Consider the following 25,177-nt stretch of genomic DNA (forward strand, 5'->3'; position numbering starts at 1 on the left):
TTGCTGATTATGGTATTGGCTGTTTATTCGGCAGCGACCGCATAGCGGGCAGGCTCAAGCTGTTTGGCATAGAGCGGCATGTCCACCCGGCGTCGGCTTTGCGCCAGTATAGTGGCGAGCGGCTTGCTCGGGTTCATGCTCTGGCACTGGCCGGGCACCGGAATATCGGTTTGCGCGTGATCCATGCAATCGCCAAGCAGATCGACAAAGGGCTGAACCTCGTGGACCAGCTCACACAGCGCCATAAACATGTCGGTCAACTGGAACGGTCGCGCCATGCGCTTGCTGCCACGCAGCAGGATATGCTTGTTATCAACCACTTCCAGCTTGCTGTATTTCAGCTCGGCAGTGGCGGCGATAACGGCATTGATCGCATTGCGCCGGTCGCGGGATTCGATCGAGAAGGGCAGAAAGCCCAGATCGCCGCTGATGCTGATACGGATTGATTGCCCGTCGGAATGCATGCCGACCCGAATTGGAATGCCTGACAGCTCGAAACAGAAGCCGGTGCTGCGGGATTCCGACAGAAGCTCGATAATCCCGTCCTCATTCACAATCAGGGTGGCAAGATCAATGGTTTGGCCGCCGAGCATGGCGTCGAGAATGGGTGCCAGATAGCTTGGCTGTGCTACAGGATTTGCCATCTCTGCTTCTGCAGGCTGGCCCGAGACTTCAAAATTGACAGCAGGATTACCCATACGTGTCACTACCCCCTAAACATCAGACCGTCGGAACAGGTTGTCTGCCTGACAGTGATCCTGACGACCCCCATCGCCATTAGGGTATAGTATGCCTAATTCGCGCGTTTTGCCCAGCCTGAAAATGCACCGTATACGATCATTTCACCAGATATCGGGTTGGTTCCGTGGGTAACTATTCTGCCGGTTGGGCCGGAGGGTAGCTGCCTGCCTGTTTGCGCTCTTTTCGCTGGCGAATCCGCTCGCCGAGATTGCCGCGCAGCATCAGGGCCGAGGGCGTGACGATCAGGGTCAGCAGGGTCGAGAAGGCAAGGCCAAACACGATCGAGGTTGCCAGTTGCACCCACCACTGGGTTGATGGCGCGCCGACACTGATATCACGGGCAACGAAGTCGATATTGATCGACAGCACCATGGGCAGTAGGCCGAGAATGGTGGTGATGGTGGTCAGCATGACCGGGCGCAGACGCTGGCGGCAGGTTTCCAGAATTGCCTGATGATAATCGCCAAGCTCGCGATAGAGATGATCGAAGGTGTCGATCAGGACGATATTGTTATTCACCACGATACCGGCGAGCGCGATAACCCCGACACCGCACATGACAATGCCGAATGGCTGGCCGGTGATCAGCAGGCCGAGCAGTACCCCGATTGTCGACATGATCACCGTGCTGAGGATCATCAGCGCGCTGGAGAAGCTGTTGAACTGGGTCACCAGAATGATGGCGATCAGGAACAGGGCGATAGCAAAGGCATTGCTGAGGAACTCGCCCGCCTCGCGCTGATCCTCGTCCTCACCGCGGAAGGTGATGTTGACGCGGGGGTCAACCTCGATATCGGCGAGGGCAGCGCGCAACTGGCGCAGCTGGTCATCGACCAGCAGGCCTTCGGCGACGTCTGCCGTGATGTGGAACACGCGCTGGCCATCCCGACGCTCGATGATGCCGACCCGAGGCTGGGCCACCCGTTCGACGAAATTGCTGATCGGCACCATCCCGGCATTGGAGGCAACGCGGACCCGGTCAAGCTGGCTGATGCTGCGCTCATCACTGGGGTAGCGGATCTGGATGTCGATCTCGTCATCACCGTCATCGGGACGGTATTCGCCAACCTTCAGCCCATTGGTAACCAGACGGATGGTGTCGCCGACACCAGTCACATCGACACCGAACTTGGCCGCCTGTGGCCGGTCGACATTCAGTTTCCATTCAATTCCGGGCATCGGGCGGCTGTCCTCGATATCAACGAGGCCTGGCATGGTTTCCATCTGGTCGCGGATACGCTGCAGGACCGGCTCGATGACATCGGGCGTCAGGCTGCTGAGTTCGATATCAATCGCCTTGCCCTCGCTCGGACCGCCCTGTTCCTTGCGAAGCTCGATATTGATGCCGGCAAGATCGGCAGTCTGTTCCCGCAGATCGGCCAGAATTGCACTGGCGGTGTCACGGTAGCGCCAGAACTCGAACTCAAGGGACAGTTGGCCAATGACGTCTTCGCCATTGTTCTGCCGACTGTCGCTGCCGGTGCGGGTATAGACGGTTTTCAGCCCGTCATGGCCGAGCACACGATCCTCGACCTCACGCATCAGGGCATCTTTCTCCCAGATCGAGAGATTACCCCGGGCATGTACCAGAATGACCGCATTCTGTGGTTCCACATCGGGGAAGAACTCGACACCCTTACCAAAGGTGCCATAGGCCATGACCGTACCAACCAGCATCATCACTGATGCCAAGAGGATCAGGGCAGGGCGCTTCAGCGCGCGGTTGAGAATACCGAGATAGAATTTGACCCAGACCGTATTGGTCTCGGCATCCGGATCACCTGACGGAGCCTGTTGTTTATAGCCGATACCGGCGATGGTGGCGCCGACCGTTGGCACGAATACCAGTGCCATCAGCAGTGAGGCCGCCAGTACCGCGATCAGCGTGATCGGCAGATAGCGCATGAACTCACCGACCACGTCAGGCCAGAACAGCAGGGGCAGGAAGGCCGCCAGCGTGGTGATAGTGGAGGAGAAGATTGGCCAGGCCATTCGTTTTGCCGCTTCCCGGTAGGCTTCACGCGGGCTCGCACCCTCAACCAGCCGCCGGTTGGCATATTCGGTCACGACAATCGCACCATCGACCAGAATACCCACCGCAAGGATAAGGGCGAACAGCACGACGATATTGATGGTCAGCCCCATGGTGGCTATTACCAGAATGCCGGTCAGGAACGAGCCGGGAATGGCAACGCCGACAAGCAGGGCCGAGCGCACGCCGAGGGTGGCGATACAGACGATCATGACCAGCAGCACGGCGGAAATCACGTTGTTCTGCAGGTCGGTCAGCATGTTCTTGATGTCGGTGGAACGGTCCTGACTGTAGCCGACCACAACATTGTCCGGCCATTTGGCTTTTTCGGTCTCGACCAGTTCCTTGACCCGGTCGATTGTCTCAATGATGTTTTCGCCGGTGCGCTTGACGATTTCGAGCGTCAGCGCCGGTTGGCCGTTGACGCGGGCAAAGCTCTCCGGGTCCTTGAAGGTACGGCGAATATCGGCCACATCACGCACCCGGATCACCGCATCACCCTCGACCTTGACCGGCATGTCCCAGATATCACGGGCGGTTTCAAACAGGCCTGGCACCTTGACGGCGAAACGGCCCGAGCCGGTATCGAGATTACCGGCTGCAACCAGACGGTTGGAGCGGTTGAACGTCGCCAGAATGTCATTGCCGTTGAGTTCATAGCTCTCGAGCAGCAGCGGGTCGATGACGATCTCTACCGCTTCCTCGCGGTCGCCACCGATCTTGACCTCCAGCACTGATGGGATGGCTTCCAACTCATCACGCAGATCGCGGGCAATGCGCAACAGGGTGCGCTCGGGCACAAGCCCGGACAACTGCACAACCAGCACCGGGAACAGGCTGAAATTGACCTCGGAAACCGTTGGTTCATCGGTTTCTTCCGGCAGATCAACCTTGGCCTCATCAACCTTGTCCCGGACATCGGTGAGGGCCTGATCGGCATCGAAGCCGGCATCAAACTCAAGCTGGATGCTGGCCCCGCCCTGATAGGCGTTCGAGGTCATCTTCTCGACCCCGTCGATGGCGTTCAGGTCCTTCTCCATCGGGCGCAGCAGCAGGCGTTCGGCATCTTCCGGGGAGATGCCCTCATGGGTCATAGAGACATAGATGATCGGGATATTGATATCCGGATCGCTCTCCTTCGGAATGTTCTGATAGGTGATCGCGCCCGTGACCAGCAGCAGGATCAGGGTCAGGATAACTGTGCGCGAGCGGCTGAGGGCAAGGTCAATCGGGGACATGATAAAACGGCCTAACCTTCGCTGACCTGAGGATCGCTGGCCGGGCTGTCAGTCGCGGGTGAGGCGTCGGTTACCGGTTCAACCTCCTGACCGACCGTCACAAACTCCTGTCCGACGGTGATGATCCGCACATGCTCCGGCAGTCCCTGCACATAGATGCCGGACGGGGTGTCGTCGACCAGACTGACTTCCCGGAACACCACATGGTTATCGGCATCAAGAATCTTGACGCCGAGCTTGCCCGCTTCATCAAGAGTCAGGATCGAGGCCGGCAGCAGATGGGTCGGCTCTCCACTGATCGGCAGATAGATGGCTGAGGTCAGACCGGCACGGATTGCACTGTCCGGGTTCGGGACGGCAACCTCAAACTCGAAGGTGCGGGTGGTTTCATTGGCCTGTGGCGCAATAAAAGTGACGGTACCCTCAATCGGCTTGCTGGTGAGCGCGGCAATCCGGGCTGGCTGGCCGAGCTGTATCAAGCCGACTTCCGCCTCGGGGATCGAGCCGACGATCTTGATCGGGTCGAGATCGACAATCTCGAACATCTGGTCGCCGCGTTTGACGAAGGCACCGGTTTCGGTCATCCGCTGCAGCACCACACCTTCGATCGGTGCGGTGATCTTGGTATAGCCGAGTTCGTTGCGGGCCTGCTCAAGGGCTGCCTGCGCGGTTTCGAGGGCGGCTTTGGTTTCGGCGAGGCGTACGGCGGACTGGAAGCCGCGCTCACTCAGCTTGTCAGCTGCGGTGAACTCCATGCGACGCTGCTCGACCAATGCCTTGGCTTCGGCCACCAGATTTTCGCGGCTCTCAATGTCGATTTCAGCGATCAGATCACCCTTGGCAACGATATCGCCGCGATCAACCAGAACATCGGTCAGCTGTCCGTCGGTCTGTGAACTGATGACAACCGTGCGGTCCGCCTTGCTGCGGCCCTGAATCATCAACTCGCGGACATTGTCACCGGCGGTAAATTCCTCGACCCGGACGCGGGGCAGGGCCTTTGCCTGCTGTTCGGCGGTCGCTTCGGGGTGTGGCTCCTCAGCGGCCGATCCGACATAACCGGAAAGCATCCAGAGGCTGGCGAGACCGAGCACGGCGAGCGCAATAATCCAGGGGCGTAACATTCAAATCATCCATTCTGGCCACCTGTATCATGCAAATAGCAGGGAGGGCGGTGGCGTTCCTGTGGAGCCGTTTATATACGGACTGGCAAGTAATACCCTGCGCGATTGCAATACGCATCCACCATTTGACGGATGGCGCCCATGTCGCAGTGTTATCATGCAGTGTGCAGCAGGATCGAAAAACGCTGTCTAGCGCGCAACCCGCCGAGCGGTTGCCGGGGCGGTGCAGCCATTGGCAACCACATGTTCGCCGACCGGTTTCTGGTCGCGCAATTCGACTACCCGGATGCTCTCGACCTGCCTGATTCTCGACAACAGGCTGTCCGGCAGCTCCAGCAGCTTCACCTGACCACCCCGATTATCGGTCAAAACCAGATCCTCACCTCGTAAATCAAATTGATTAAACGGGTTGACGGTATTGGCCGCCGGGAAGACGAACAGCAGATCGCCCTTGCTGTTTCTTTTGATCTGATAAACATCAACGTTTCTAATGGCTTGCGACTTGGACATGTTGCTGCTCGATCTCTCTCGGCAAGAAAAGTTCATCAGGCCGTGGTTTCTTGACGGTGTTTTACTACTAGAAAACGCGATTATGCGATACCATATTTGTTCGAACTGCTAGCCAAAATTCGACTAGTAGCTTGATTATTCATAAAGATTTCACAGTTTTTGAGGAGGGAAATCTTCGTAACTTTCATATATTGGCCCTATTCTAAGTTTGATCGGATGTGGCGGCAATCACTTAGATCGTCGTGGCTACCGTAGCTGGTTTGAATAGAGATTATGATACCCAAGGCTGAGTTACACGTTCACATCAATGGAACAATCAGCGGCAAACTTCTCCCGGAGTTGGCCGAACGTAACGGTGTCGTCCTGTCGGATGCCTATTTCGATCAGGATGGTAACGCCCGCTGGGACGATTACTCGGATTTCCACGAAGCATACAGCGCCGGCTCCGCTGCGGTGAAGACACCGCAGGATTTTGCCGATGTCGCCTATGATTATCTGCGCCGGGCCCATGAGCAGGGCGCAATCTATGTCGAACTGATGGCATCCCCGGACAAGAGCAAGCGGGGCGGTGCGGGGTTCGACGAAAACCTTCACGGCATTATCGACGGTATCGAGCGCGCGAAACGGGATTTCGGCATCGAGAGCCGGATCATCCTGACCGCGAAGCGCCACCGCGGTCCCGAGGATGCATGGCGGATGCTCCGCGATGCCAAGAAATCACTGCAGGACCCACGGGTTCGCCACCACCTGACCGGTTTCGGCATGGCCGGTGATGAAACTGTCCACCGGGCCATCGAGTTCAAGAAAGCTTTCGAGTTCGCCAAGAACGATCTCGGCCTGCGCAATACGGTTCATGCCGGTGAGGCGCTTGGCGCTGATGGTGTCTGGGAAGTTGTCAACCACCTGCCGATCGAGCGGATCGGTCACGGTGTCCGCGCTATCGATGATCCCGAACTGGTTAAGGAACTGGCGGATCGCAAGCTGACCCTCGAGGTTTGCCTGCGCAGCAACATCACGCTCGACGTCTTCAAGGACTTCGCATCGCATCCGTTCAACAAGCTGCGTGAAGCCGGGGTCAAGGTCACGGTCAATTCCGATGATCCGGCCCTGTTCGACGGCTCGATCGGTGACGAATACGAACTGGCTGAAAAGCATTTCGGTATGTCAGCATTTGAGCAGCTGGCGATGACCCGAACCGCCATCGAAGCAGGTTTCGTTGATGACGTGACCAAGAAGCGCCTGCTGAAACGGGTCGACAAGGCCATAGCAAACCTCGCGAGCGGTAAGCCTCTCGACCAGATTGACGAAGGCCCGGTCAATGATGACGGCTCGGTTGCCAAACGCATCATTCGTGGTCTTCTCGGCAATGGCACCAGCAATGATGCTGCGCCGGATGCTCCAACGCCCAAGCGGCGTCCCGGTGAGGGACTTGCACCCGGCGCCTGATCTGTTGATGGCCCATAAGCGGATTGCGTGCTAGCTATACGCTGTGTTTCCTGCAACGACCTGCCCGCCGTCATAAGCACCGCCATGAACATCGATAAAATAGCCGTCCTTGGTGCCGGTGCCTGGGGCACGGCACTGGCCCTTGAATTTGCCGACCGTCATGCGGTCAGCATCTGGGCCCGTGATCCAAAGCACATTGAAGAACTGACACGCGAGCATGCGGGCTTGGCCGCTTCCACAGATATGCAGGCTGTGCTGGATGGTGCCGATGTGATCGTTGTGGCGGTACCATCCGGGGCCGTGCCCGAACTGGTGGCACAGATAAAAGCGGCAGGTGCCAGCACAACCCCGATGGTACTTGCCGCCAAGGGGCTGGATGAAACCGCCAACCGGCTGTTGAGCGAGAGCATCGCCGAGATTTTGCCCGATGCGCCGCTGGCGATCCTGTCCGGGCCGAGCTTTGCCAGCGATTTGCGGGCGGGAATGCCCACCGCCATTACGCTGGCACTGAAGCCTGATACGACTGAGTTGCGCGCGACCGGCCTTGCCCTGACCAAGGCGCTGGCCTCCCGACATTTCCGCATCTATCTGTCCGATGACCCGATCGGGGTGCAGGTCGGTGGCGCGGTCAAGAATGTCATTGCCATTGCCTGTGGTATTGCGGCGGGGCGGGATTACGGCAGCAATACTCATGCTGCGCTGATCAGTCGTGGACTGGCGGAAATAACCCGGCTGGCCACTACCCTTGGCGGGCGGGCCGAGACCATGATGGGGCTGGCCGGTGTCGGTGATCTGGTGCTGACCTGTTCGAATACCAAGTCACGCAATTACAGCTATGGTCTGCGGCGCGGGTCCGGCAAGGATCACGCAACCGCCATGGCCGAGAGCGCTGGGGTAGTCGAGGGGGTCAATAATACCGCCGCCGTCATGGCACTGGCCGAGCGATATGGCGTGGAGATGCCGATTGTGTCAGCGGTCAATGACCTGCTGCATCACGGCGCCGATCTCGACAGCGCCATCGGTGCCCTGCTGTCACGTCCGCTGAAGGGCGAAGGCGGTATGTGGGCCGATCAGCCGTTATCGGCAGACTTGTCGACAGATGACCGGCCCGCATAGCATTTCTGAACTTACCAGGTACCGGTGTTTTCCATGGAGGCCCATGGCTCGGCCGGTGGCAGGGCATCACCCTTCTGCAGCAACTCGATCGAGATGCCGTCGGGGGATTTGACGAAGGCCATATGGCCGTCACGTGGCGGGCGGTTGATGGTGATGCCTGCATCCATCATCTTCTGGCACAGCTCATAGATATTCTCGACGCGATAGGCGAGGTGGCCGAAATTGCGACCGCCGGTATAGTCTTCCGGGTCCCAGTTGTAGGTCAGTTCGACCTCGGCACCTTCCTGACCCGGCGCACGGAGGAAGATCAGGGTGAAGCGACCTTGCGGCACGTCCTTGCGACGCACTTCCTCAAGGCCCAGATGTTCGCAATAAAATGTGAGGCTTTCGTCCAGATCGCGGACGCGCACCATCGTGTGTAAATATTCCATACCACTCAAATCCTGTTGATGATCGATATTGCCCGGATGCGGGCCGATGAACTCGTCATCAACATGATGGCTGGGCCGGAAATTTCAATTCCAAACTGCTGATCGGGCGAGAAGTACTGTTATGCAAACAGGTTAAGAATGCTGCCGCGTTGCTGGTTTTGCTGGTTCAGGGTCTGGAACTGCAGCTGTTGCTGCACCTGAATCTGCTCATTACGGGCATCGGCACGGGCGAGGTCGGCATCGCGGAGTGCGCCGAGGCCTTCCTCGGTGGCATCACGAATGGCGGTATTGAACTCACGCTGACGATCCGTGCTCTGGATACCGCTGGCAATATTGCCGACTTCGAGGGCGAGGCGCTGTTCGGCATCACCGATGATGTCGTTCACATCGGTGAATTGCGTGGTCGGATCGGTGAGGTCGATATCGTCGAGACCGTCTTCGCCACCGGCAACACGTTCCGCGCTCAACCCTTCAGTGGAGAAGTCCTCGGATGCGATGTTGAGTTGCTCGCCATCGGTCTGGGCGACCACGTTCAGGCCGTTCTCGGGATCATCGGCAGCCAGATTGGTACCGTTGAACTCGGCGCTTTCCGAAATCTGGTTGATCTGGGCCAGATTGCTCTGGAACCCGTCATTGAAAATCCGCTGCTGTTGCGCATCGCTCGACGGGTTCAACGCCAGCAGGGCGTTGGTGGTGGCGGCGCTGAGCAGGTTGCTGGTGAAGGTGCTGGCGGCAAGGGCGGTAACGCCTGCGCCACGCGCTGAACTCAGTGACTGGTCAATGGCATCGAGGCCGCGAAGCTCTGATTGAACGCCTTGTGAGACGGAGAAATTGCCAGCCGCTTCCGGCCCGAAACGGTTGCCGGTGGAAATCTGGTTGCCAACGGCTTGGGACTGGCTGTTGGTTCCATTGATCTGTTGCAGCAGCGAAAACAGCGGTGCTGATGTATTGATTGATGACATTTCTTCCCCCTGGCGTTTCGCCGGCTCGCAATCAGAAACTGATTTCTCGCGCTCATCACCGAGCCAGTCTGGCCCCTATCCGCTGCTTGGTGATGCTGCATTCAGCAGCCTTGTTTTTCTAACACAGCAACGGGATGAACGCGAGAAGGTAAACAACCCGTGAGCCATCCGGCTCGGCTTTACTGATCGCATGGAAAGTTTAACAAAGGATTATCCGGCGGTTGCTTTTTGCACGCAGAAACAATGTTTGCGTGTAATACGGCCCATATCCGTTCAGCCTTTTTTAAAGTTCTGCCGGTTGGCGGGATCAGCAGCAGGCCCGGAACTTCGCGGATTAACTGGCAAGTTGCCACATTGCTTGCCATATTCAGGGATAAGCAGGTTTCAAAACCAAGATAACAAGCACTTACCTTTTAGAAATGGCCTCCTATATCCAACATCCCGCCGCAGAAACAGACGGCAAAGAACAACCGGTCGAAAGCCCCCTTTATGCGGCGATTGATGTGGGATCGAACAATCTGCGTCTGTTGGTTGCCAGCCTGAACGAGAAGGGCGAGCCGAGGGTCGTCGATGCCTTCTCACGCGCTATCCGCCTCGGTGCCCATCTGGATGATGACGGCAATATCGATCCGGTCGCACTGGAAAAGGCCGCCAATGCCTTGCGCATCTGTGCCGGCAAGGTGCGTCGTGCCGGTGTCCGCCGCTATCGCGCCGTGGCGACGGAAATCTGTCGTCAGGCCAAGAACCAGCGGGATTTCATCGACCATATCCGCCAGCGCACCCGGCTGAATGTGGAGATAATCTCCTGTGCCGAGGAAGCGCGGCTCGCGATGATGGGCGTCTCGCCGTTGGTCGATGAGCATATTACCGATTGTCTGGTCTTCGATATTGGCGGTGCCAGTTCCGAAATCGTCTGGGGCCAGAAACAGGATGATGGCAGCCTGAAGCTGATCGACCATATCTCGCTGCCATTCGGGGTGATTACGCTCGGCGACCGGATTGACGAGAGCGAGGCATCGCGCCGCGCATCATATGATATGCTGCGGACCGAATTGCAGGTCGCCTTTATGGAGGCGGAACAACGCTGGAAACTGCGTGACCGCGTGATGGCGGGCAAGGTGCAGGTGATCGGCGCATCCGGCACCGTAACCACGCTGGCCGGTATCCTGCTCGATCTGACCAGATATTCCCGCAGCCTCGTCGATGGCACCGACCTCAAGACCGCGGATGCTTCGGCTGTGATCAGCAAATTGCTGTCCCAGCCACCGCAGTTGCGGGCCAAACATGGTTGTATCGGGTTCAACCGGTGTGAAATGGTGCTGCCCGGTTGCGCGGTTTTTGAAGCGATCATTGGCATCTGGCCCGTCGATAAGGTACGGGTTGCCGATCGCGGTGTGCGCGAAGGTATTCTTCTGGATTTAAGCAGGCAGTACGGGTGAGCAGTTCCGGTAAAAAAGGTGGTCGCGGGCAGGGGGCTGATCGGCGCTTGTCGAAACGCGTAAAGTCGGCGCGCGGGCGCAAGACATCATCAACCCTCTGGCTGCAGCGCCAGTTGAACGATCCCTATGTCGCCGAGGCCAAGCGTCTCGGCTATCGCAGTCGTGCGGCGTTCAAGATCATTGAGCTGGATGAGAAGTTCCGCCTGTTGAAGCCCGGCATGCAGCCGCGTCAGCGGATTGTCGATCTCGGCGCAGCCCCGGGCGGCTGGACCCAGATATGTATTGAGCGCTTGCAGGGCAAGAATGCCAGTGATGAAAACCCGGTCGTGGGCATGGATCTGCAGGCGATTGACCCCATGCCCGGTGCGATTTTCATCCAGCACGATTTCATGGCCGATGATGCGCCGGAGTTGCTGAATCAGGCGCTTGATGGTCCTGCCGATCTGGTGTTGAGCGATATGTCACCGGCCACCACCGGGCATAAATCAACCGATCACCTGCGCATCATGGCGCTGTCGGAAACCGCCGCACAATTCGCCGTCGAGGTTCTGGCCCCGAACGGCGTCTTTGTCGCCAAGGTGTTTCAGGGGGGCGCGGAAAATGACCTGCTCAACATGCTGAAACGCAATTTCAGGACCGTGCGTCATTACAAGCCGCCATCCAGCCGTTCGGAATCCGCAGAGACATATGTGATTGCCCAAGGCTTCAAGGGCCGCACTAAGGACGATATGGATGACGGTGCAGATGAGGGTGACGTCTGAATTTTACGCATGACGGCCACGCCTTTCGTCTGGGGGCTTCACAAATCCGTTGCCATCACTATAGTCCCGGCAACTTCATTCATGACCCCTAGCCGGAAGTAAGGCCCATGCTGCAGATTCAAGACGCTTTCACCTTTGACGACGTCCTGCTGGTGCCCGGGCGCTCGGAGGTCATGCCGGCCGAGGCCGATACCAGCACCCAGTTCTCTCGCGGCATCCGTCTCGGCATTCCACTGGCCTCTGCCGCCATGGATACGGTCACCGAACACCGCCTCGCCATCGCCATGGCACAGGCGGGCGGGATCGGTACGCTCCACCGCAATATGAGCATCGAGCAGCAGGCCAATGAGGTTATCTCGGTCAAGCGCTTCGAGAGTGGCATGGTGGTCAACCCGATCACGGTAATGCCGGAAACCAGGCTGAAAGATGCTCTTGATGTCATGAGTATACATCAGATTTCCGGGATTCCGGTGGTAGAGAAGAGCGGCAAGCTGGTCGGTATCCTGACCCACCGCGATGTTCGCTTTGCCGAAAACCCCGACACGCCGGTCGCTGAGCTGATGACCAAAGAGAACCTGATTACGGTTCGTGAAGGCGTCGTTCGTGAAGAAGCGAAAAAGCTGCTGCACAAGAACCGGATCGAAAAGCTGCTGGTAGTCGATGATGCCTATCGCTGTATTGGTCTGATTACCGTCAAGGATATCGAGAAGGCACAAAATCACCCACTCGCTTCCAAGGATGACAAGGGCCGCCTGCGTGTCGCGGCGGCGGTTGGTACCGGTGATGCCGGTGTTGCCCGCGCCGAGGCGCTGATTGCGGCTCAGGTCGATGCAGTTGTGGTCGATACCGCCCATGGTCACTCACAGGCGGTGCTGAATACCGTCAAGGCAGTGCGTGACCTGTCAAACGAGGTGCAGGTGGTCGCCGGTAATATCGCCACCAAGGACGGTGCACAGGCGCTGATGGATGTTGGGGCCGATGCGGTCAAGGTCGGCATCGGTCCGGGGTCGATCTGTACCACCCGTATCGTTGCCGGTGTCGGTGTCCCGCAACTGACCGCGATTGATGAAGCGGTTCAGGCTTGCCGCGATCAGAATGTCCCGGTTATTGCCGATGGCGGCATCAAGTTCTCCGGCGATCTGGCCAAGGCAATCGCTGCCGGTGCCAGCTGCGCCATGATGGGCTCGCTGCTCGCCGGTACCGACGAAAGCCCCGGTGAGGTCGTGTTCTATCAGGGCCGTTCCTACAAATCATATCGCGGTATGGGCTCAATCGGTGCCATGGCACGCGGCAGCGCTGACCGTTACTTCCAGGGTCAGGTAAAAGAGAGCAACAAGCTGGTGCCCGAGGGCGTTGAAGGTCGGGTACCTTACCGTGGCCCGCTCGACAAGGTGCTGCACCAGCTGGTCGGTGGTCTGAAGGCCGCCATGGGCTATACCGGTAACCGCACCATGGAAGAGATGCAGACCAACTGCCGGATGGTGAAGATTACCAATGCCGGTCTGCGCGAAAGCCATGTCCACGACATTGAGATGGTTGCGGAAACCCCCAACTATCGTCTGGATTAAGGCCGATGCGTGACGGTCCACGCTGGCTGACAATCATCAACCTGCTGCATACGGTTCTGGATCAGGGCATTTCCGCCGATCTGGCCGTTCGCCGCTGGTCAAAGGCATCCCGCTTTGCCGGATCGAAGGACCGCCGCTTTGTTGGCGATACCCTGTTCGATCTGTGTCGTCAGCTTGGCCGTCTGCAATGGCAGCTTGAGGCGACTGGCGGCAATCCCGTTGATACCCGTGCACTGGCGCTTGCCTATCTCGGCGATGATGCCCGGATGCTGTTCGATGGCAGTGACCATGCCCCGGCACCGCTGAGCGGTGAGGAAGAGCAGTTGCTGGCCGCGCTCGATGGCCTGACCGACGAACCGCCGGTTGAAGCGCAACTTTCGGTGCCCGATTGGGCCTTGCCGGGGATGCAAAAGAGCTTTGGCGATGGCTGGCAGGTAGAGGCCGAGGCGTTGCTTGAGCAGCCTGCGGTTGATTTGCGGATGCGTGATCTTGGGCGGAACCGGGATGACATGCTGAAAAATCTCGGTGCACGCGGTCTGGATGTTCTGCCGACGCCCTATTCACCGCTCGGTTTGCGCCTGCAGGGGCGGTTTGCCGCCGGTGATGTGCCGGAACTCAATGACGGCCAGCTGGAAATTCAGGATGAGGCATCACAACTCGCGGCCCTATTGGTCGGGGTAGAGCAGGGCATGCAGGTGCTCGACCTCTGCGCCGGTGCTGGTGGCAAGTCACTGGTTATGGCAGCGAATTTGCGCGGTCAGGGGCAGGTACTGGCGGTTGACCGTGATGAGTATCGCCTGCAGGAAGCGGGCAAGCGCGCCCGCCGGGCCAAGCTGCCATGGATCAAGACGCTCTGTGCCGATGCCATCAACGCGCCTGATGAAGCACTGGCTGGCAGATGGGACCGTATTCTGGTCGATGCACCCTGTACCGGTACCGGGACATGGCGGCGCTCACCGGATGCCCGCTGGCGGATGAATGCGCTGGCGCTGGCCGAATTGACGGAAGTTCAGGCAGCCTTGCTCGACCGCGCCGCTGGTTTGGTCAGGCCGGGCGGGCAGATTGCCTATCTCACCTGTTCTTTGCTGGCCGAGGAAAATACCGATCAGATCGTACAATTCCTCAGCCGTCACGAAGGCTTTGAGGTGCTTTCTTTTGAGACGGTCTGGCAGGATGCGCTTGAGGAATATACGCCGCCATCCGTGCTGCTGCAGCCCCATGGCTGGCTGATGACCCCGGCCCAGCACGGGACCGACGGCTTCTTCATGACGGTTTTGCGCCGTGCAGGCTGATTCACCGGCTTGTGAAACGTATTTGGTTTGCGCTAGAACAGCGCGTAATTCATCCACTCAAATCGGAAAGTCCGGCTGTGTCATCAACCGCGCTCAATTCAGATGCTGAAATCAAGGTCGGCATCAACCATGACCGTATTCTGATTCTCGATTTCGGTTCACAGGTCACCCAGCTTATCGCCCGCCGTCTGCGTGAGATCGGCGTCTATTGCGAGATCCATCCCTTCGCCATGACCGATGATGCGATCCGGGCCTATGATCCCAAGGGCATCATCCTGTCCGGTGGTCCGGCCTTCGTGACCGATGAGAATGCGCCACTGGCACCAGAGGCGGTGTTTGACCTCGCGGTACCTGTGCTCGGTATCTGTTATGGCCAGCACCTGATGTGTCACCAGCTTGGCGGTAAGGTCGAGAGCCATGATCACCGCGAGTTCGGTCGGGCCTTCATTGACGTGAATGATGATTGCGACCTGTTCGCCGGTCACTGGAGCAAGGGCCAGACCGAAGAGGTCTGGATGAGCCACGGTGATCGCGTTACCGCTCTGCCGGAAGGTTTCCGCCCGGTTGCCGGGACCGACGGCGCGCCCTATGCGGTGATCGCCAATGACGAGCGCCAGTATTACGGCGTCCAGTTCCACCCGGAAGTGGTACACACCCCGCACGGCAAGGACCTGCTGCGCAACTTCGTGATGAAGGTTGCCGGCTGTACCGGTGACTGGACCATGGCCGCGTTCCGTGACGAGGCGATTGCCAAGGCCCGCGCACAGGTGGGTGAGGGCAAGGTTATCTGCGGTCTCTCCGGCGGTGTCGACAGCGCGGTAACCGCGGTTCTGCTCCATGAAGCCCTTGGCGACCAGCTTACCTGTATCTTCGTCGATCATGGCCTGCTGCGTGCCAATGAGGCCGATGAGGTGGTCACCCTGTTCCGCGAGACCTACAACATTCCGCTGGTCCATGTGGATGCGTCGGAACAGTTCGTCGGTCAGCTTGAAGGCGTTTCAGACCCTGAGGTGAAGCGCAAGACGATCGGCAAGCTGTTCATCGATGTGTTCGAGGCCGAGGCGGCCAAGATCGGCGGCGCGGACTTTCTGGCACAGGGCACGCTCTATCCCGATGTGATCGAGAGTGTCTCCTTTACCGGTGGCCCGAGCGTCACCATCAAATCGCACCACAATGTCGGTGGTCTGCCGGAGCGCATGAACATGGCACTGGTTGAGCCGCTGCGTGAGCTGTTCAAGGATGAGGTGCGGGCACTGGGCCGTGAGCTTGGGCTGCCCGAGAGCTTTGTCGGTCGCCATCCGTTTCCGGGGCCGGGTCTGGCCATCCGGGTGCCGGGCGAGATTACCCGCGAGAAGCTGGAAATCCTGCGCAAGGCCGACGCGATCTATCTCGACGAGATCCGCAAGGCTGGCCTCTATGATGAAATCTGGCAGGCATTCGCCGCCTTGCTGCCGGTCCGTTCGGTCGGTGTCATGGGCGATGGCCGGACCTATGATTATGTCTGTGCGCTGCGGGCTGTGACCTCGGTCGACGGCATGACCGCCGATTACTATCCGTTCGAGCACAGCTTCCTGAGCCGTGTTTCCAACCGGATCACCAATCAGGTGCGCGGCATCAACCGGGTGCTTTATGACGTAACGTCAAAGCCACCGGGAACCATCGAATTTGAATAAGGTGAAATAGGGCGGGCCGTGTGAGCCAGACCTGATCCCTGAAAGCCTTAATTGGCCTGCCAGCCGGTTGCGTAACGTGACCGGCTTGTTGGTCTTGGGGCACTTGAGGTATGGGTGGCAACGCCCTGTTTTGACAGGTTTATTTCCAGTTTTGCCAAGCTGCGACGCATGTTGTGCAACTGGCCCATCATGGTCATGGCTGCATCGGTGTTGCTCTCGCCTTCCTCGGCCTGTTTCCAGTCGCGATAGGCGGCAACGAGGGCGGCGGCATCGGCTTGCAGCCGTGCTTCCATCTCATCCACAGGTTTGCTGGCGGTGGTGGTGGTTGGTGCTGCACTCGGGGCGGCATCATCGCGTGGACGCAACTGGCTCGGATTGCTGATCGAACCGGTGGTCAGGCGGGTCGGGGTCGGCAGATGGTCGCTGCCGGTCAGGTCGCCATAGATCGTTTCCGCCTTTTTGACGATGTAGGAAATCGCGCTCGGCGTGCAGTCGAAGTCTTCCGCGATCTTGGTCAGTGTCGCGCCGCGCTGATACTGCTGCAGGATGCCCGGCCATGCGGTCTGCGGAATCCGGCGACCCCGCCGGGTTTTCTGTGCACTCTTGCTGCTGGCCTTGACGGCCTTGCCGGTCGTCTTCTGCTTTTTGCTATCCATCGGATCGTTGGCTGAAACATCTTCGGGTTCGGGTGACAACCCAAATTGCTTAAGCGACGCAGAGGCGCACAAACCAGTGAAAAAGCTGAATAATGTCAATGACTCGGGGAGGGGAACGAGTCGTCCGATTCACGGTAGATTTGAAACTTGTTAAATCAGGTGCAGAACCGGGATGAATGCCAAAAACGACAGGCCGATTCAGTGATAGCGGCTGAGTTTAGCGGCAGAGCGGCAGAAACTTGAGGATGCTTTCCATCACCAGTTCCGGGTATTCGCCATGGGGTGTATGGCCACAGCGTTTCAGGCCCTGCATCTCGACCGGTCCGGCAACGCTGTCGCGGATGGTGGTCAGCTGGCTGAAGCTGCCATACTGGTCTTCCTCGCCCTGAATGCCGAGGATCGGGCAGCGGATATGGGGCAGGCGGTTATAGATATTCCAAGCGGCAAAGCCCGGATTGGTCCATGTGCGATACCAGCGCATGAAGATGCCTTCAGGGTCTTTATGATACTTCGCCAGCCCGTCACGCAGGTCGCCGCTGGAATAGGCGCGGCTGGCACGGCGGATGCCCTTGACGGTGATTTCCTCGACCATCACATGCGGTGCCTCGACGATACAGCCGATAACCCGGTGCGGATTGGTTGCCGCCATCATCAGGGCGATGCTGCCGCCATCGCTGTGACCGACCAGAATGGCGCGGTCGATACCGGCGGCGTCCATGACCTTGGGCAGCATCTCGTCGGCTTCACGCTTCAGATACTCGGCATCGGGATCAATTTCACCGGCGGCATTCCGTGGCAGCGGGGTTGATGACCCGTGCCCCTGACGCGAATAGATCAGCGCGCCACAGCCGGTTGCGGCACACAGCCGGTCGGGAAAATCCCGCCATAACCCGACAGAACCCAGCCCCTCATGCAGGAACACCAGCGTTGGTGCCCAGCGCTCGGTAGCCTCGATCTTCCGATATTCGATGGAGAGCCCATCAATCGAAAAATATCCTGACGTGGTGGTCGTGGTTTGGCTGGCTGTGCTCATTTATGCGGCGAGGGCCTGTGCTTCGGTTGCGGTCCACAGATTGGCCGCACCACGCACACCGCTGCTGTCGCCATGCTTGGCCGGGCGAACCGGTACGTCGACCTGATCGGAGAAACAGTACTTGTTCAGGAGTGTCGGCACATTGGTATAGAGCCGCTCCACATTCGACATGCCACCGCCCAGCACGATCACATCCGGGTCGAGGATGTTGATAACTGAGGCGAGGGAGCGGGCCAGCCGGTCCTCATAGCGCTGGATCGCGGCGGTTGCCTGTTCGTCACCGCTAGCCATCAGGTCCATGATCGCCTGTCCATCGAGCGCATTGCCGGTCACAGCGGCATAATCGCGGGAGAAGCCGGTACCGGAAATCCAGGTCTCGATACAACCGCTCTTGCCGCAATAGCATTTTGGTCCGGGCAATTCGTCCATGGTCGGCCATGGCAGGGGATTATGGCCGAATTCACCGGCGATGGCATGGCGACCGGTAATCGCCCGACCGTCAATCGCAACGCCTGCACCGCAACCGGTACCGATAATTACGGCAAATACCACATGGGCCCCGGCAGCTGCACCATCGGTCGCTTCGGAGACGGCAAGGCAGTTGGCATCATTCTCGACCCGCAGCGGGCGATTGAGCGCTTTCTGCAGATCCTTGTCGAAGGCCTGACCGATCAGCCATGTGGAATTGGCATTCTTGACCAGTCCGGTTGCCGGGGAGATGGCGCCGGGCATCCCCATGCCGACGGTGGCAACATCGCCGACTTCCGTCTCCACCTGCTTTACCAGCTGGCAAATCGCATCAATGGTGCCGGGATAGTCATCCTTCGGGGTCGGCACCCGTTGTCGTAAGAGCTCCGCACCGCTGCTGTCGAGCGCGGTTGCTTCAATTTTGGTACCACCAAGGTCAATCCCGATCCGAATCATCTGTCTGGTATTCATTCTTTATTGGTTATCTGGACATAATCCGTGTGGCCTGTTTTCAACCCCGGCGGATTAAGTGACATGGCTACCCGATCTCTTGATATCGTCGGGCTACTCCCATAGGGGTCTTATTAAGCAGGTGACAAGGGGCATGGCAAGCCATGCCGGACACGGTTTTAACCCGGCTGTTGATGAAGCGCGACAAATTGTGGGCAATATTCGGTTGCCAAGTTTGTCCATATTGCGGCAACTTTGCGTACCATCAGAATATGAATTGGCACGAGTACAGACTGATATGGACCGCCTGCCAGTGATGCAGGCCCGATTTGCCGCTTTGGTGCGAAGCCGCACCCCGTGATGTTTACTCAATCTGTTTGATGAAGGAGCGAACCGCTGATGATGCCCAAGGACAGTTCTCTTATCTCCGGCCGCCGCCGCATTTTTCGCACTGTTGCTGCCGGGCTGATAAGCGTCGCATTTGCGCATCCGGCATTCGCCGCCTGTTACACCCCTAAGGAAGCCGCCGCCGAGCAGGCGATCCGCATCCACTCCGAGCTGATGGTGGTTGGCCTGACCTGTGCTGCGCAGTTCCGTGATCCGGCACTGTTTGCCCGTTACGCGGCATTCACCAACAAGCACAGCAATGAGCTCCGTGCCCATGAGAGTGCGATCATCGGGTATTTTGCCAAAACCGCCGAGGGCAATCCGAAGCGTCGCTTCGATCACTGGCGTACATCGATTGCCAATTCAGTTTCGACCCGCGCGGCCCTCAGCTCTGCCGGTATCTATTGTGGCGACAAGCGTGAGCTGGTTGCGGCACTTGATGCCGCCAGCCGGTTCGATGGCAAGCGGGTCAATGCAATCCTTGAATATGCACCCGAGGCATCGGTCATCAGCCGCCCGATGTGTGCACAGGATGCGGTGGCACTCAGCACAACCGAGTAATGCTGATGCTGCGTGGATGGCGAGAATCGGAAACCCGGTTTTTGCAAAAATTCACCACTCGGTTTTTTTATAAATTTTAAAACTTGTTTTGAGGCCGATTCGATATCGATTCGGCCTTCTTATTTTATACCTTCTACGGATTTCTCCCCAGAAACCCTGCGGTTTTTGCCGGTTTTGCTGCCATTGCTTTTGTTCAATTTCGCGCCTCTGATACTGTTGGCGGGTGATGGAGAGGCATAGCTGACGGATTGTGATGGATCGTTTCCATGGAACGATCATTGCATCCAATAGCTTTATTTAAACCAGCTTGTTGCCACAAAGCTGTGGCTTGGATGAGATATGGCCGAGACGATAAATTCCCCAGTCCGTGATGATGCCCTGGCATCAAACCACCCACGTATGCGCGGCGGTGCATCCTATCTGCCGCCTTCGGCACCATCGGTTATCGAGGTAAAGCGCCCGTTGCTGCCGCGTCTGGTTGGCTGGCTGGCGATGCTGGTGACCATCGGCTGGGTTGGTGGTGTTGGCTATCTCCTGATGCAGGAAGGTTTCGGTACATCCGGGCAGTCGCTGCTCGATATGGCCAACGAGATCGGCACGCTGCTGGCACCGGTTGTCATGCTCTGGCTGGTTGCATTGTTCGTCCAGCGCTCGGCGGATCAGAAGACCGTAGCCGATGCCCTGCGCAAGACCTCGGCACAGGTCACCATGCCTATTGATAAGGCCGAGGCCCGGCTGCAGGCGATTACCGAAGCCATGGACCGTCAGGTCAAGATGCTTGGTGATGCCACCAATCTGGCGATCAGCCGTATCGATCAGGCGCGCCAGTCCCTGCGCCATGAAACCGAGGCCCTGACTGCCGTCTCCGCCCGCAGCGCCGGTGAGATTGACCGGGTCGGCTCGTTCCTGCGTGAGCAATCCGTCAGTGTGAATGAGGCGATTGATCTGCTCCGCAATCAGGCGGACAAGACCGAGACACAGGCCAATGAGATCATGATGTCGCTTGAGGATCGTACCGGATCCCTCGAGGGCCGTGTCAGTTCAATGCTCGAGAACTTCACCAGCACGGCTGAGGATTTTGCCCAGTCGCTTGATCTGGTGCGGGAGAAGTCGACCAGCCAGTTCGACCAGATGCATGACAATGCACGGGCGATCATCGAAGGGCTGTCACAGGCCGAGAGCACCCTTGGCCGCCGCCTCGACGATTATCGCAACCTGTCCGAGAATGCCTCGACGCTGGCCGAAACGCTGGCGACGCCGCTGGCACAGAATGCCGACCTGCTGCGTGTCGCCGCGATCAAGTCCGCCAAGGGCATGCGCTCAGCGACCGAACTCATGCAGCGCCAGCTGACCGCCTATGATGAGGCACAGTCCAGCGCGTCCAATACGACGGAAGAATTGGCGCGCCGGATCGAACAGCAGGTGGCGCAGGTTCAGGAAGCCCTCGAACGGGCCAATGCCGGCAGCGAAGAGGCCAATACACTCTCCGCCGAACGGATTGCCGCCCTCCAGAAGGCAAGCGACGCACTTACCGACAAGGTGGCGCGCGTGCGCGAGGATGTGGATGCCGCCGGTCAGCGCCTGCGCGAGACCGCGAACAAGTCGCTCAGCGAGGTCGGCGAGACCGTTGCCGAGAAGTTCGTTGCGATGCGTGCCGAGATCGGTGCCACGACATCGGGCCTGAGCGAGGCGGCACAGGCTGCTACCAGACTGACCGAAGAGTTGAGCATGGCCAGCGGCAATCTCGACAACGCGGTATCCGATGCCGAACAGAGCTCGGTCAGCCTGCGCGATCTCGACCAGCAGATCCAGCAGCGTATTGCCGAACTGCGTGAGCTTGATGAGATGCTCGCCGAGCAGGTTGAGAAAATCGCCTCCACCGGCATCAATGCCACCGGTGCGGCCGATGATATTGCCCAGCGTCTTGGCTCGGCCATGCAGTCGGTCGATGCCACCATGGGCGCTGCCAATGACACGCTCACCTCGATCCTGCAGACCAGCCAGCGCGTCGGTGCCGGGTTCCAGGAAGAGATCACCCGCCTCAACAGCTCAACCGACGGTGCTTTGCAGCGTCTGGAGACCGTGCGTGATGCCCTGACCAATGAGGCGGTGGCCATCGGTGGTGCTGCCAATGACGCTGCCCAGACGCTGGAAAACTCAATCAGCAATGCTGGCCTGAATCTGAACAAGTCGATTTCCGATGTCAGTCAGGCGCTGGAAAGCTCTATCAAGACGTCGTCCGAGACGCTTAATGACACCCTGCTGCAATCAACCAGTCTTATTGATCAGACGGTCAAGGGCGCGGCAGAACAGATTACCCAGTCCACACGCTCAAGCTTTGACACGATCGACGAGATCGCCAAACAGGCTGTGCAGCGGATCGAGGCGGCCAACAACAATCTGGGCGAGCAGGGCGACAAGGTTGCCGCCACCGCCGAAACCGTGGCGAGCAATCTCAGCACCGCTGGCAAGCGGGTTGCCGATGAACTTGAAGTCCTGCGCTCTGCCGCTGCCGAAACCGAAGGCCGCGTGAACCGCATCGGCGTGAAGGTTTCCGAGCATCTTGGCGAGCTCAAGGGGCTGGTTCAGAAAACCCACGACGATATGGAAGGGGTCATCACATCCTTCTCCAAACGCGGTGGCGATCTGGGCGATATTACCCGCACTGCCATCGAAAACCTCAGCTCGGTCTCATCCCATCTGTCGGATACTGTCGATGAGGCCAGCCGTATGGTGGCATCGTCGCTGGAGCATGTTGGCGGCATCGAAACCAACATGGCCGACAAGCTGCGGACCATTCAGGAAGAGAGCGACCGTGCCGGTGAGGAACTTGAAGGCATCGTTGCCCGGTTCGAGGAGAAACTGGCCGGTGTCAGTGGCAAGCCGGAGGAAATGGTCGAACAGCTCAATACCCTGTCCACCGAACTGGCGGGCAGGCTCGACGATGTGGATGCTCTGGTCGAACGCACCGGCAAGCGCATCGGCGATCTCGATCAGAACCTCAAGGGCCGCCTGACCATGCTCAACGAAACGGTTGCCGAGACGGTCTCCGATTTCGGTGGGGTCGAGGAGCGCCTGCGTGGCTATATCGAGCAACTGGGCGATAATGCCGAGAACAACAGCGAGCGTGTCCGTGAGTTGAGCGGCATGCTGCAGGGCGAAGTTGATGCCCTTGCCAGCATGGCCAATGAAGCGGCTGGCAAGTTGCATTCGGCCATGGACGGCCTGCGCGGCAATCTCGGCGAGATCGTCGAGGAAACCGGTCAGCAGGTGGCCAAGGTCGATGCCGTTCGCATGTCCCTGACCGGGCAGGCGGACCAGTTCGTCACCTCGACCGAGACCGTGTTCATCCGTATCGGCCAGATCGAGAGCAAGATGATGGAGCAGCGCGCCAACTTTGCCGCGGCCTATGATGCGACGCTCAACCGTCTGGAGGACAGCACCATCAGTCTCGGCATTCGCCTGCAGGAACTGGGTGATCGTACCGACCGGGTGGTCAAGTCACTCGAGGGGGCCAGCTCCAATGTCTCACGCAATTCCGAGCGTCTCGTCGAGGCGGCGGAAGAGGCATCGAGCAAGTCGTCTACGGTTTCTGAAATCTTCCGCAAGCACGCCGAGAACCTGTCTGCCGCCGCTGACAAGGCACTGGAGCAGACCAAGCTGATCCGCGAAAGTGATATGGAAGCGCGCCGGGATGCGTTCCTTGCCGCGGCGAAGTTCGTGATCGAGAGCCTGCATTCGATCTCGGTCGACTTTGTGCGCATGCTGGATCACGAAGCACCGGAGAAGCTGTGGAAGGCATTTGCCGGTGGTGACACCAGTGTCTTCACCCGCCGTCTGGTCTCGAACAAGGACAAGATCGCGATCGAGAAGATCAAGAACATGTATGAGGAGAACAGCGAGTTCCGCCTCTATGTTCAGCGCTATATCCGTCAGTTCGAGGAAGTGTTCAGCCGGGCGATCGGGACCGATCATGGCGACCTGCTTAGCTCGACCTTCATGACCTCGGATATAGGCAAGCTCTACATGGCCCTGTGTCAGGGCATCGAGCGCCAGCCGCTGTCCGATCAGGATTTCGAGCAGGTGAAAGCGCAGGGCGAAGCCTGATAAGAATCCCCGGGCGAAGCCTGATAGCAGATAACTGACTAAAACCGGCTATTGATGCCGATCAGATCGCGGTGAACCGCAGGATCTGATCGGCATCTTCGTTTCTGCTGATCCGGTGTTCCGCAATCAGATAGTTTACATGGGCCAGAGCCTCACCCATGGCAAAGCCCCATTGATGGGGATCGAGCTTGCGCTTGAACATCTCGGTCATGACCTGTTTGCCGGTAACCGGGCTTTGACAGATCGCCAGCGTTTCGGCCAAACGGTCCACGTGATGTGCATCGAGCCAGTCGATACGCTCATGCAGCCCCAGAAACGGGCGACCATGGCTCGGCAGGACGAAACAGTCTTCCGGCACCTGATCGCGGATTTTCTGTAATGAGTGGCGGAATTCTCCGAGCGGATTGGCCAGCGGCTCATCGGGCCAGATGCTCACATTCGGGCTGATCTCCGGCAGAATGTGATCGGCGGCAATCAGGATATTGCGCTCGGCATTATAGAGGCAGGCCATTTCCGGTGCATGGCCCGGCGTCATGATGATGTGCCAGTCGCTGCCACCGATGCTCAGCGCCTCACCATCGATCAGCCGCTCATGGGAGAGGGGGATCGGGCTTACCCGGCGGGCATAGATATTCCCACGCTCGCTGATCCGGATCAGGTCTTCGGCTTCCACCCCGAGCTTGCGATAGAAATTGGTCACGCCCGCTGCCAGCCGGTCGCTGTTGTCGGTGGAGAGCAGCCGCGCCTTCTGCCATTCGGTGCGCGGGGCCAGCAAGTCTGTTTCGAACCGGGCGCAGAGCCATCCGGCAAGCCCGATATGGTCGGGATGGAAATGGGTCGCCAGTACGCGGGTGATGCTGTGACCCGACAGTGCGCCGTCCTTCAGCAGCGCATCCCAGATACCCTTGAGGTGATCGGTGGCGATGCCGGTATCGACCAGCATCCAGCCATCGCCATCCTCAATCAGCCAGACATTGACATGATCGAGGGCGAAGGGCAGGGGCAGACGTATCCACAGGATACCATCGGCAACCGTAATCGGCTCCGTGGGTTCAGGGACAGTTTTGAATGGGAATTCAAGGCCTTCGGTGCTGTTTTTAGTCATTATGCTTGATGTGTTACGGACGGTTTCCTGAGTGCAGGATGGTAGTCACTTCTGATATGTTATGCAGCAGAATCTCT

At 58.6% G+C, this 25,177-nt stretch carries 19 protein-coding genes; 9 read left to right on the forward strand and 10 right to left on the reverse strand.

Annotated elements, in window-relative coordinates; genetic code table 11:
- Window positions 1-23: 23 nt before the first annotated feature.
- From CBB62_08105 to CBB62_08120, 4 genes are all read right to left on the reverse strand, one after another.
- Window positions 24-698, reverse strand: a complete 675-nt coding sequence (locus CBB62_08105) for a hypothetical protein (GenBank protein ID OUT42236.1) — start codon at window positions 696-698, stop codon at window positions 24-26.
- A gap of 175 nt (window positions 699-873) precedes the next feature.
- On the reverse strand, window positions 874-4,011 hold the full coding sequence (locus CBB62_08110) for an MFS transporter (GenBank protein OUT42237.1): 3,138 nt from the start codon (window positions 4,009-4,011) through the stop codon (window positions 874-876).
- A gap of 11 nt (window positions 4,012-4,022) precedes the next feature.
- Window positions 4,023-5,135 (reverse strand): hypothetical protein, encoded by a 1,113-nt coding sequence (locus tag CBB62_08115; GenBank protein ID OUT42238.1) that lies wholly within the window; start codon window positions 5,133-5,135, stop codon window positions 4,023-4,025.
- A 189-nt stretch (window positions 5,136-5,324) separates the two neighbouring features.
- Window positions 5,325-5,645, reverse strand: coding sequence for a hypothetical protein (locus CBB62_08120; GenBank protein OUT42239.1), 321 nt, complete (start codon window positions 5,643-5,645; stop codon window positions 5,325-5,327).
- A 273-nt stretch (window positions 5,646-5,918) separates the two neighbouring features.
- On the opposite strand from CBB62_08120, the gene CBB62_08125 reads away from it, so the two are divergent.
- Window positions 5,919-7,091 carry an adenosine deaminase gene (locus CBB62_08125; GenBank protein OUT42240.1) on the forward strand — a complete coding sequence of 391 codons (1,173 nt, stop codon included), beginning with the start codon at window positions 5,919-5,921 and terminating at the stop codon, window positions 7,089-7,091.
- Window positions 7,092-7,175: 84 nt separating this feature from the next.
- Window positions 7,176-8,207 carry a hypothetical protein gene (locus CBB62_08130; protein ID OUT42241.1) on the forward strand — a complete coding sequence of 344 codons (1,032 nt, stop codon included), beginning with the start codon at window positions 7,176-7,178 and terminating at the stop codon, window positions 8,205-8,207.
- Between the two features lie 11 nt (window positions 8,208-8,218).
- Here CBB62_08130 and CBB62_08135 read toward each other — a convergent pair whose 3' ends face one another.
- Together CBB62_08135 and CBB62_08140 are read right to left on the reverse strand one after the other, a co-directional pair.
- On the reverse strand, window positions 8,219-8,638 hold the full coding sequence (locus CBB62_08135) for a lactoylglutathione lyase (GenBank protein ID OUT42242.1): 420 nt from the start codon (window positions 8,636-8,638) through the stop codon (window positions 8,219-8,221).
- 119 nt (window positions 8,639-8,757) lie between these two features.
- A complete protein-coding gene (locus CBB62_08140; GenBank protein OUT42243.1) occupies window positions 8,758-9,600 on the reverse strand; it encodes a hypothetical protein in 843 nt (280 codons plus the stop codon).
- A 419-nt stretch (window positions 9,601-10,019) separates the two neighbouring features.
- Here CBB62_08140 and CBB62_08145 point away from each other — a divergent pair, with 419 nt between their 5' ends.
- The 5 genes from CBB62_08145 to CBB62_08165 all read left to right on the forward strand — a co-directional run bounded on the left by CBB62_08145 (window position 10,020) and on the right by CBB62_08165 (window position 16,333).
- Window positions 10,020-11,039 carry a hypothetical protein gene (locus CBB62_08145; GenBank protein ID OUT42244.1) on the forward strand — a complete coding sequence of 340 codons (1,020 nt, stop codon included), beginning with the start codon at window positions 10,020-10,022 and terminating at the stop codon, window positions 11,037-11,039.
- Window positions 11,036-11,800, forward strand: a complete 765-nt coding sequence (locus CBB62_08150; protein ID OUT42245.1) for a 23S rRNA methyltransferase — start codon at window positions 11,036-11,038, stop codon at window positions 11,798-11,800. Before CBB62_08145 ends, CBB62_08150 begins: the two co-directional genes overlap by 4 nt.
- 110 nt (window positions 11,801-11,910) lie before the next feature.
- Complete coding sequence (locus CBB62_08155; protein ID OUT42711.1) at window positions 11,911-13,368, forward strand: IMP dehydrogenase; 1,458 nt, start codon at window positions 11,911-11,913, stop codon at window positions 13,366-13,368.
- A 5-nt stretch (window positions 13,369-13,373) separates the two neighbouring features.
- A complete protein-coding gene (locus CBB62_08160) occupies window positions 13,374-14,660 on the forward strand; it encodes a hypothetical protein (protein OUT42246.1) in 1,287 nt (428 codons plus the stop codon).
- A 122-nt stretch (window positions 14,661-14,782) separates the two neighbouring features.
- Entirely contained in the window at window positions 14,783-16,333 is a 1,551-nt protein-coding gene (locus tag CBB62_08165; GenBank protein OUT42712.1) for a GMP synthase (glutamine-hydrolyzing), read from the forward strand.
- Between the two features lie 47 nt (window positions 16,334-16,380).
- Here the strand turns inward: CBB62_08165 and CBB62_08170 are convergent, their stop codons facing one another.
- The 3 genes from CBB62_08170 to CBB62_08180 all read right to left on the reverse strand — a co-directional run bounded on the left by CBB62_08170 (window position 16,381) and on the right by CBB62_08180 (window position 18,943).
- Window positions 16,381-16,989 carry a hypothetical protein gene (locus CBB62_08170; protein ID OUT42247.1) on the reverse strand — a complete coding sequence of 203 codons (609 nt, stop codon included), beginning with the start codon at window positions 16,987-16,989 and terminating at the stop codon, window positions 16,381-16,383.
- A gap of 217 nt (window positions 16,990-17,206) precedes the next feature.
- On the reverse strand, window positions 17,207-18,022 hold the full coding sequence (locus CBB62_08175; GenBank protein OUT42248.1) for a hypothetical protein: 816 nt from the start codon (window positions 18,020-18,022) through the stop codon (window positions 17,207-17,209).
- Window positions 18,023-18,943: a fructokinase gene (locus CBB62_08180; protein OUT42713.1), complete on the reverse strand. Its 921-nt coding sequence runs from the start codon at window positions 18,941-18,943 to the stop codon at window positions 18,023-18,025. It abuts the gene before it with no gap.
- 396 nt (window positions 18,944-19,339) lie between these two features.
- Between CBB62_08180 and CBB62_08185 the strand changes: the two genes are divergently transcribed.
- On the forward strand, window positions 19,340-19,888 hold the full coding sequence (locus CBB62_08185; protein OUT42249.1) for a hypothetical protein: 549 nt from the start codon (window positions 19,340-19,342) through the stop codon (window positions 19,886-19,888).
- A gap of 339 nt (window positions 19,889-20,227) precedes the next feature.
- Window positions 20,228-23,995 (forward strand): hypothetical protein, encoded by a 3,768-nt coding sequence (locus CBB62_08190; protein ID OUT42250.1) that lies wholly within the window; start codon window positions 20,228-20,230, stop codon window positions 23,993-23,995.
- A 61-nt stretch (window positions 23,996-24,056) separates the two neighbouring features.
- On the opposite strand, the gene CBB62_08195 is transcribed toward CBB62_08190, so the two are convergent.
- Window positions 24,057-25,100 carry a hypothetical protein gene (locus CBB62_08195; protein ID OUT42251.1) on the reverse strand — a complete coding sequence of 348 codons (1,044 nt, stop codon included), beginning with the start codon at window positions 25,098-25,100 and terminating at the stop codon, window positions 24,057-24,059.
- Window positions 25,101-25,177 lie beyond the last annotated feature (77 nt).

This window comes from Micavibrio sp. TMED2, from assembly GCA_002168225.1.
Classification (GTDB): Bacteria; Pseudomonadota; Alphaproteobacteria; order TMED2; family TMED2; genus TMED2.

Bases quoted from the DNA above. Each gene is read 5' to 3' on its own strand.
- CBB62_08105 (OUT42236.1), bottom strand. From the start codon at position 698: ATGGGTAATCCTGCTGTCAATTTTGAAGTCTCGGGCCAGCCTGCAGAA.
- CBB62_08110 (OUT42237.1), bottom strand. From the start codon at position 4,011: ATGTCCCCGATTGACCTTGCCCTCAGCCGCTCGCGCACAGTTATCCTG.
- CBB62_08115 (OUT42238.1), bottom strand. From the start codon at position 5,135: ATGTTACGCCCCTGGATTATTGCGCTCGCCGTGCTCGGTCTCGCCAGC.
- CBB62_08120 (OUT42239.1), bottom strand. From the start codon at position 5,645: ATGTCCAAGTCGCAAGCCATTAGAAACGTTGATGTTTATCAGATCAAA.
- CBB62_08125 (OUT42240.1), top strand. From the start codon at position 5,919: ATGATACCCAAGGCTGAGTTACACGTTCACATCAATGGAACAATCAGC.
- CBB62_08130 (OUT42241.1), top strand. From the start codon at position 7,176: ATGAACATCGATAAAATAGCCGTCCTTGGTGCCGGTGCCTGGGGCACG.
- CBB62_08135 (OUT42242.1), bottom strand. From the start codon at position 8,638: ATGGAATATTTACACACGATGGTGCGCGTCCGCGATCTGGACGAAAGC.
- CBB62_08140 (OUT42243.1), bottom strand. From the start codon at position 9,600: ATGTCATCAATCAATACATCAGCACCGCTGTTTTCGCTGCTGCAACAG.
- CBB62_08145 (OUT42244.1), top strand. From the start codon at position 10,020: ATGGCCTCCTATATCCAACATCCCGCCGCAGAAACAGACGGCAAAGAA.
- CBB62_08160 (OUT42246.1), top strand. From the start codon at position 13,374: ATGCGTGACGGTCCACGCTGGCTGACAATCATCAACCTGCTGCATACG.
- CBB62_08170 (OUT42247.1), bottom strand. From the start codon at position 16,989: ATGGATAGCAAAAAGCAGAAGACGACCGGCAAGGCCGTCAAGGCCAGC.
- CBB62_08175 (OUT42248.1), bottom strand. From the start codon at position 18,022: ATGAGCACAGCCAGCCAAACCACGACCACCACGTCAGGATATTTTTCG.
- CBB62_08185 (OUT42249.1), top strand. From the start codon at position 19,340: ATGATGCCCAAGGACAGTTCTCTTATCTCCGGCCGCCGCCGCATTTTT.
- CBB62_08190 (OUT42250.1), top strand. From the start codon at position 20,228: ATGGCCGAGACGATAAATTCCCCAGTCCGTGATGATGCCCTGGCATCA.
- CBB62_08195 (OUT42251.1), bottom strand. From the start codon at position 25,100: ATGACTAAAAACAGCACCGAAGGCCTTGAATTCCCATTCAAAACTGTC.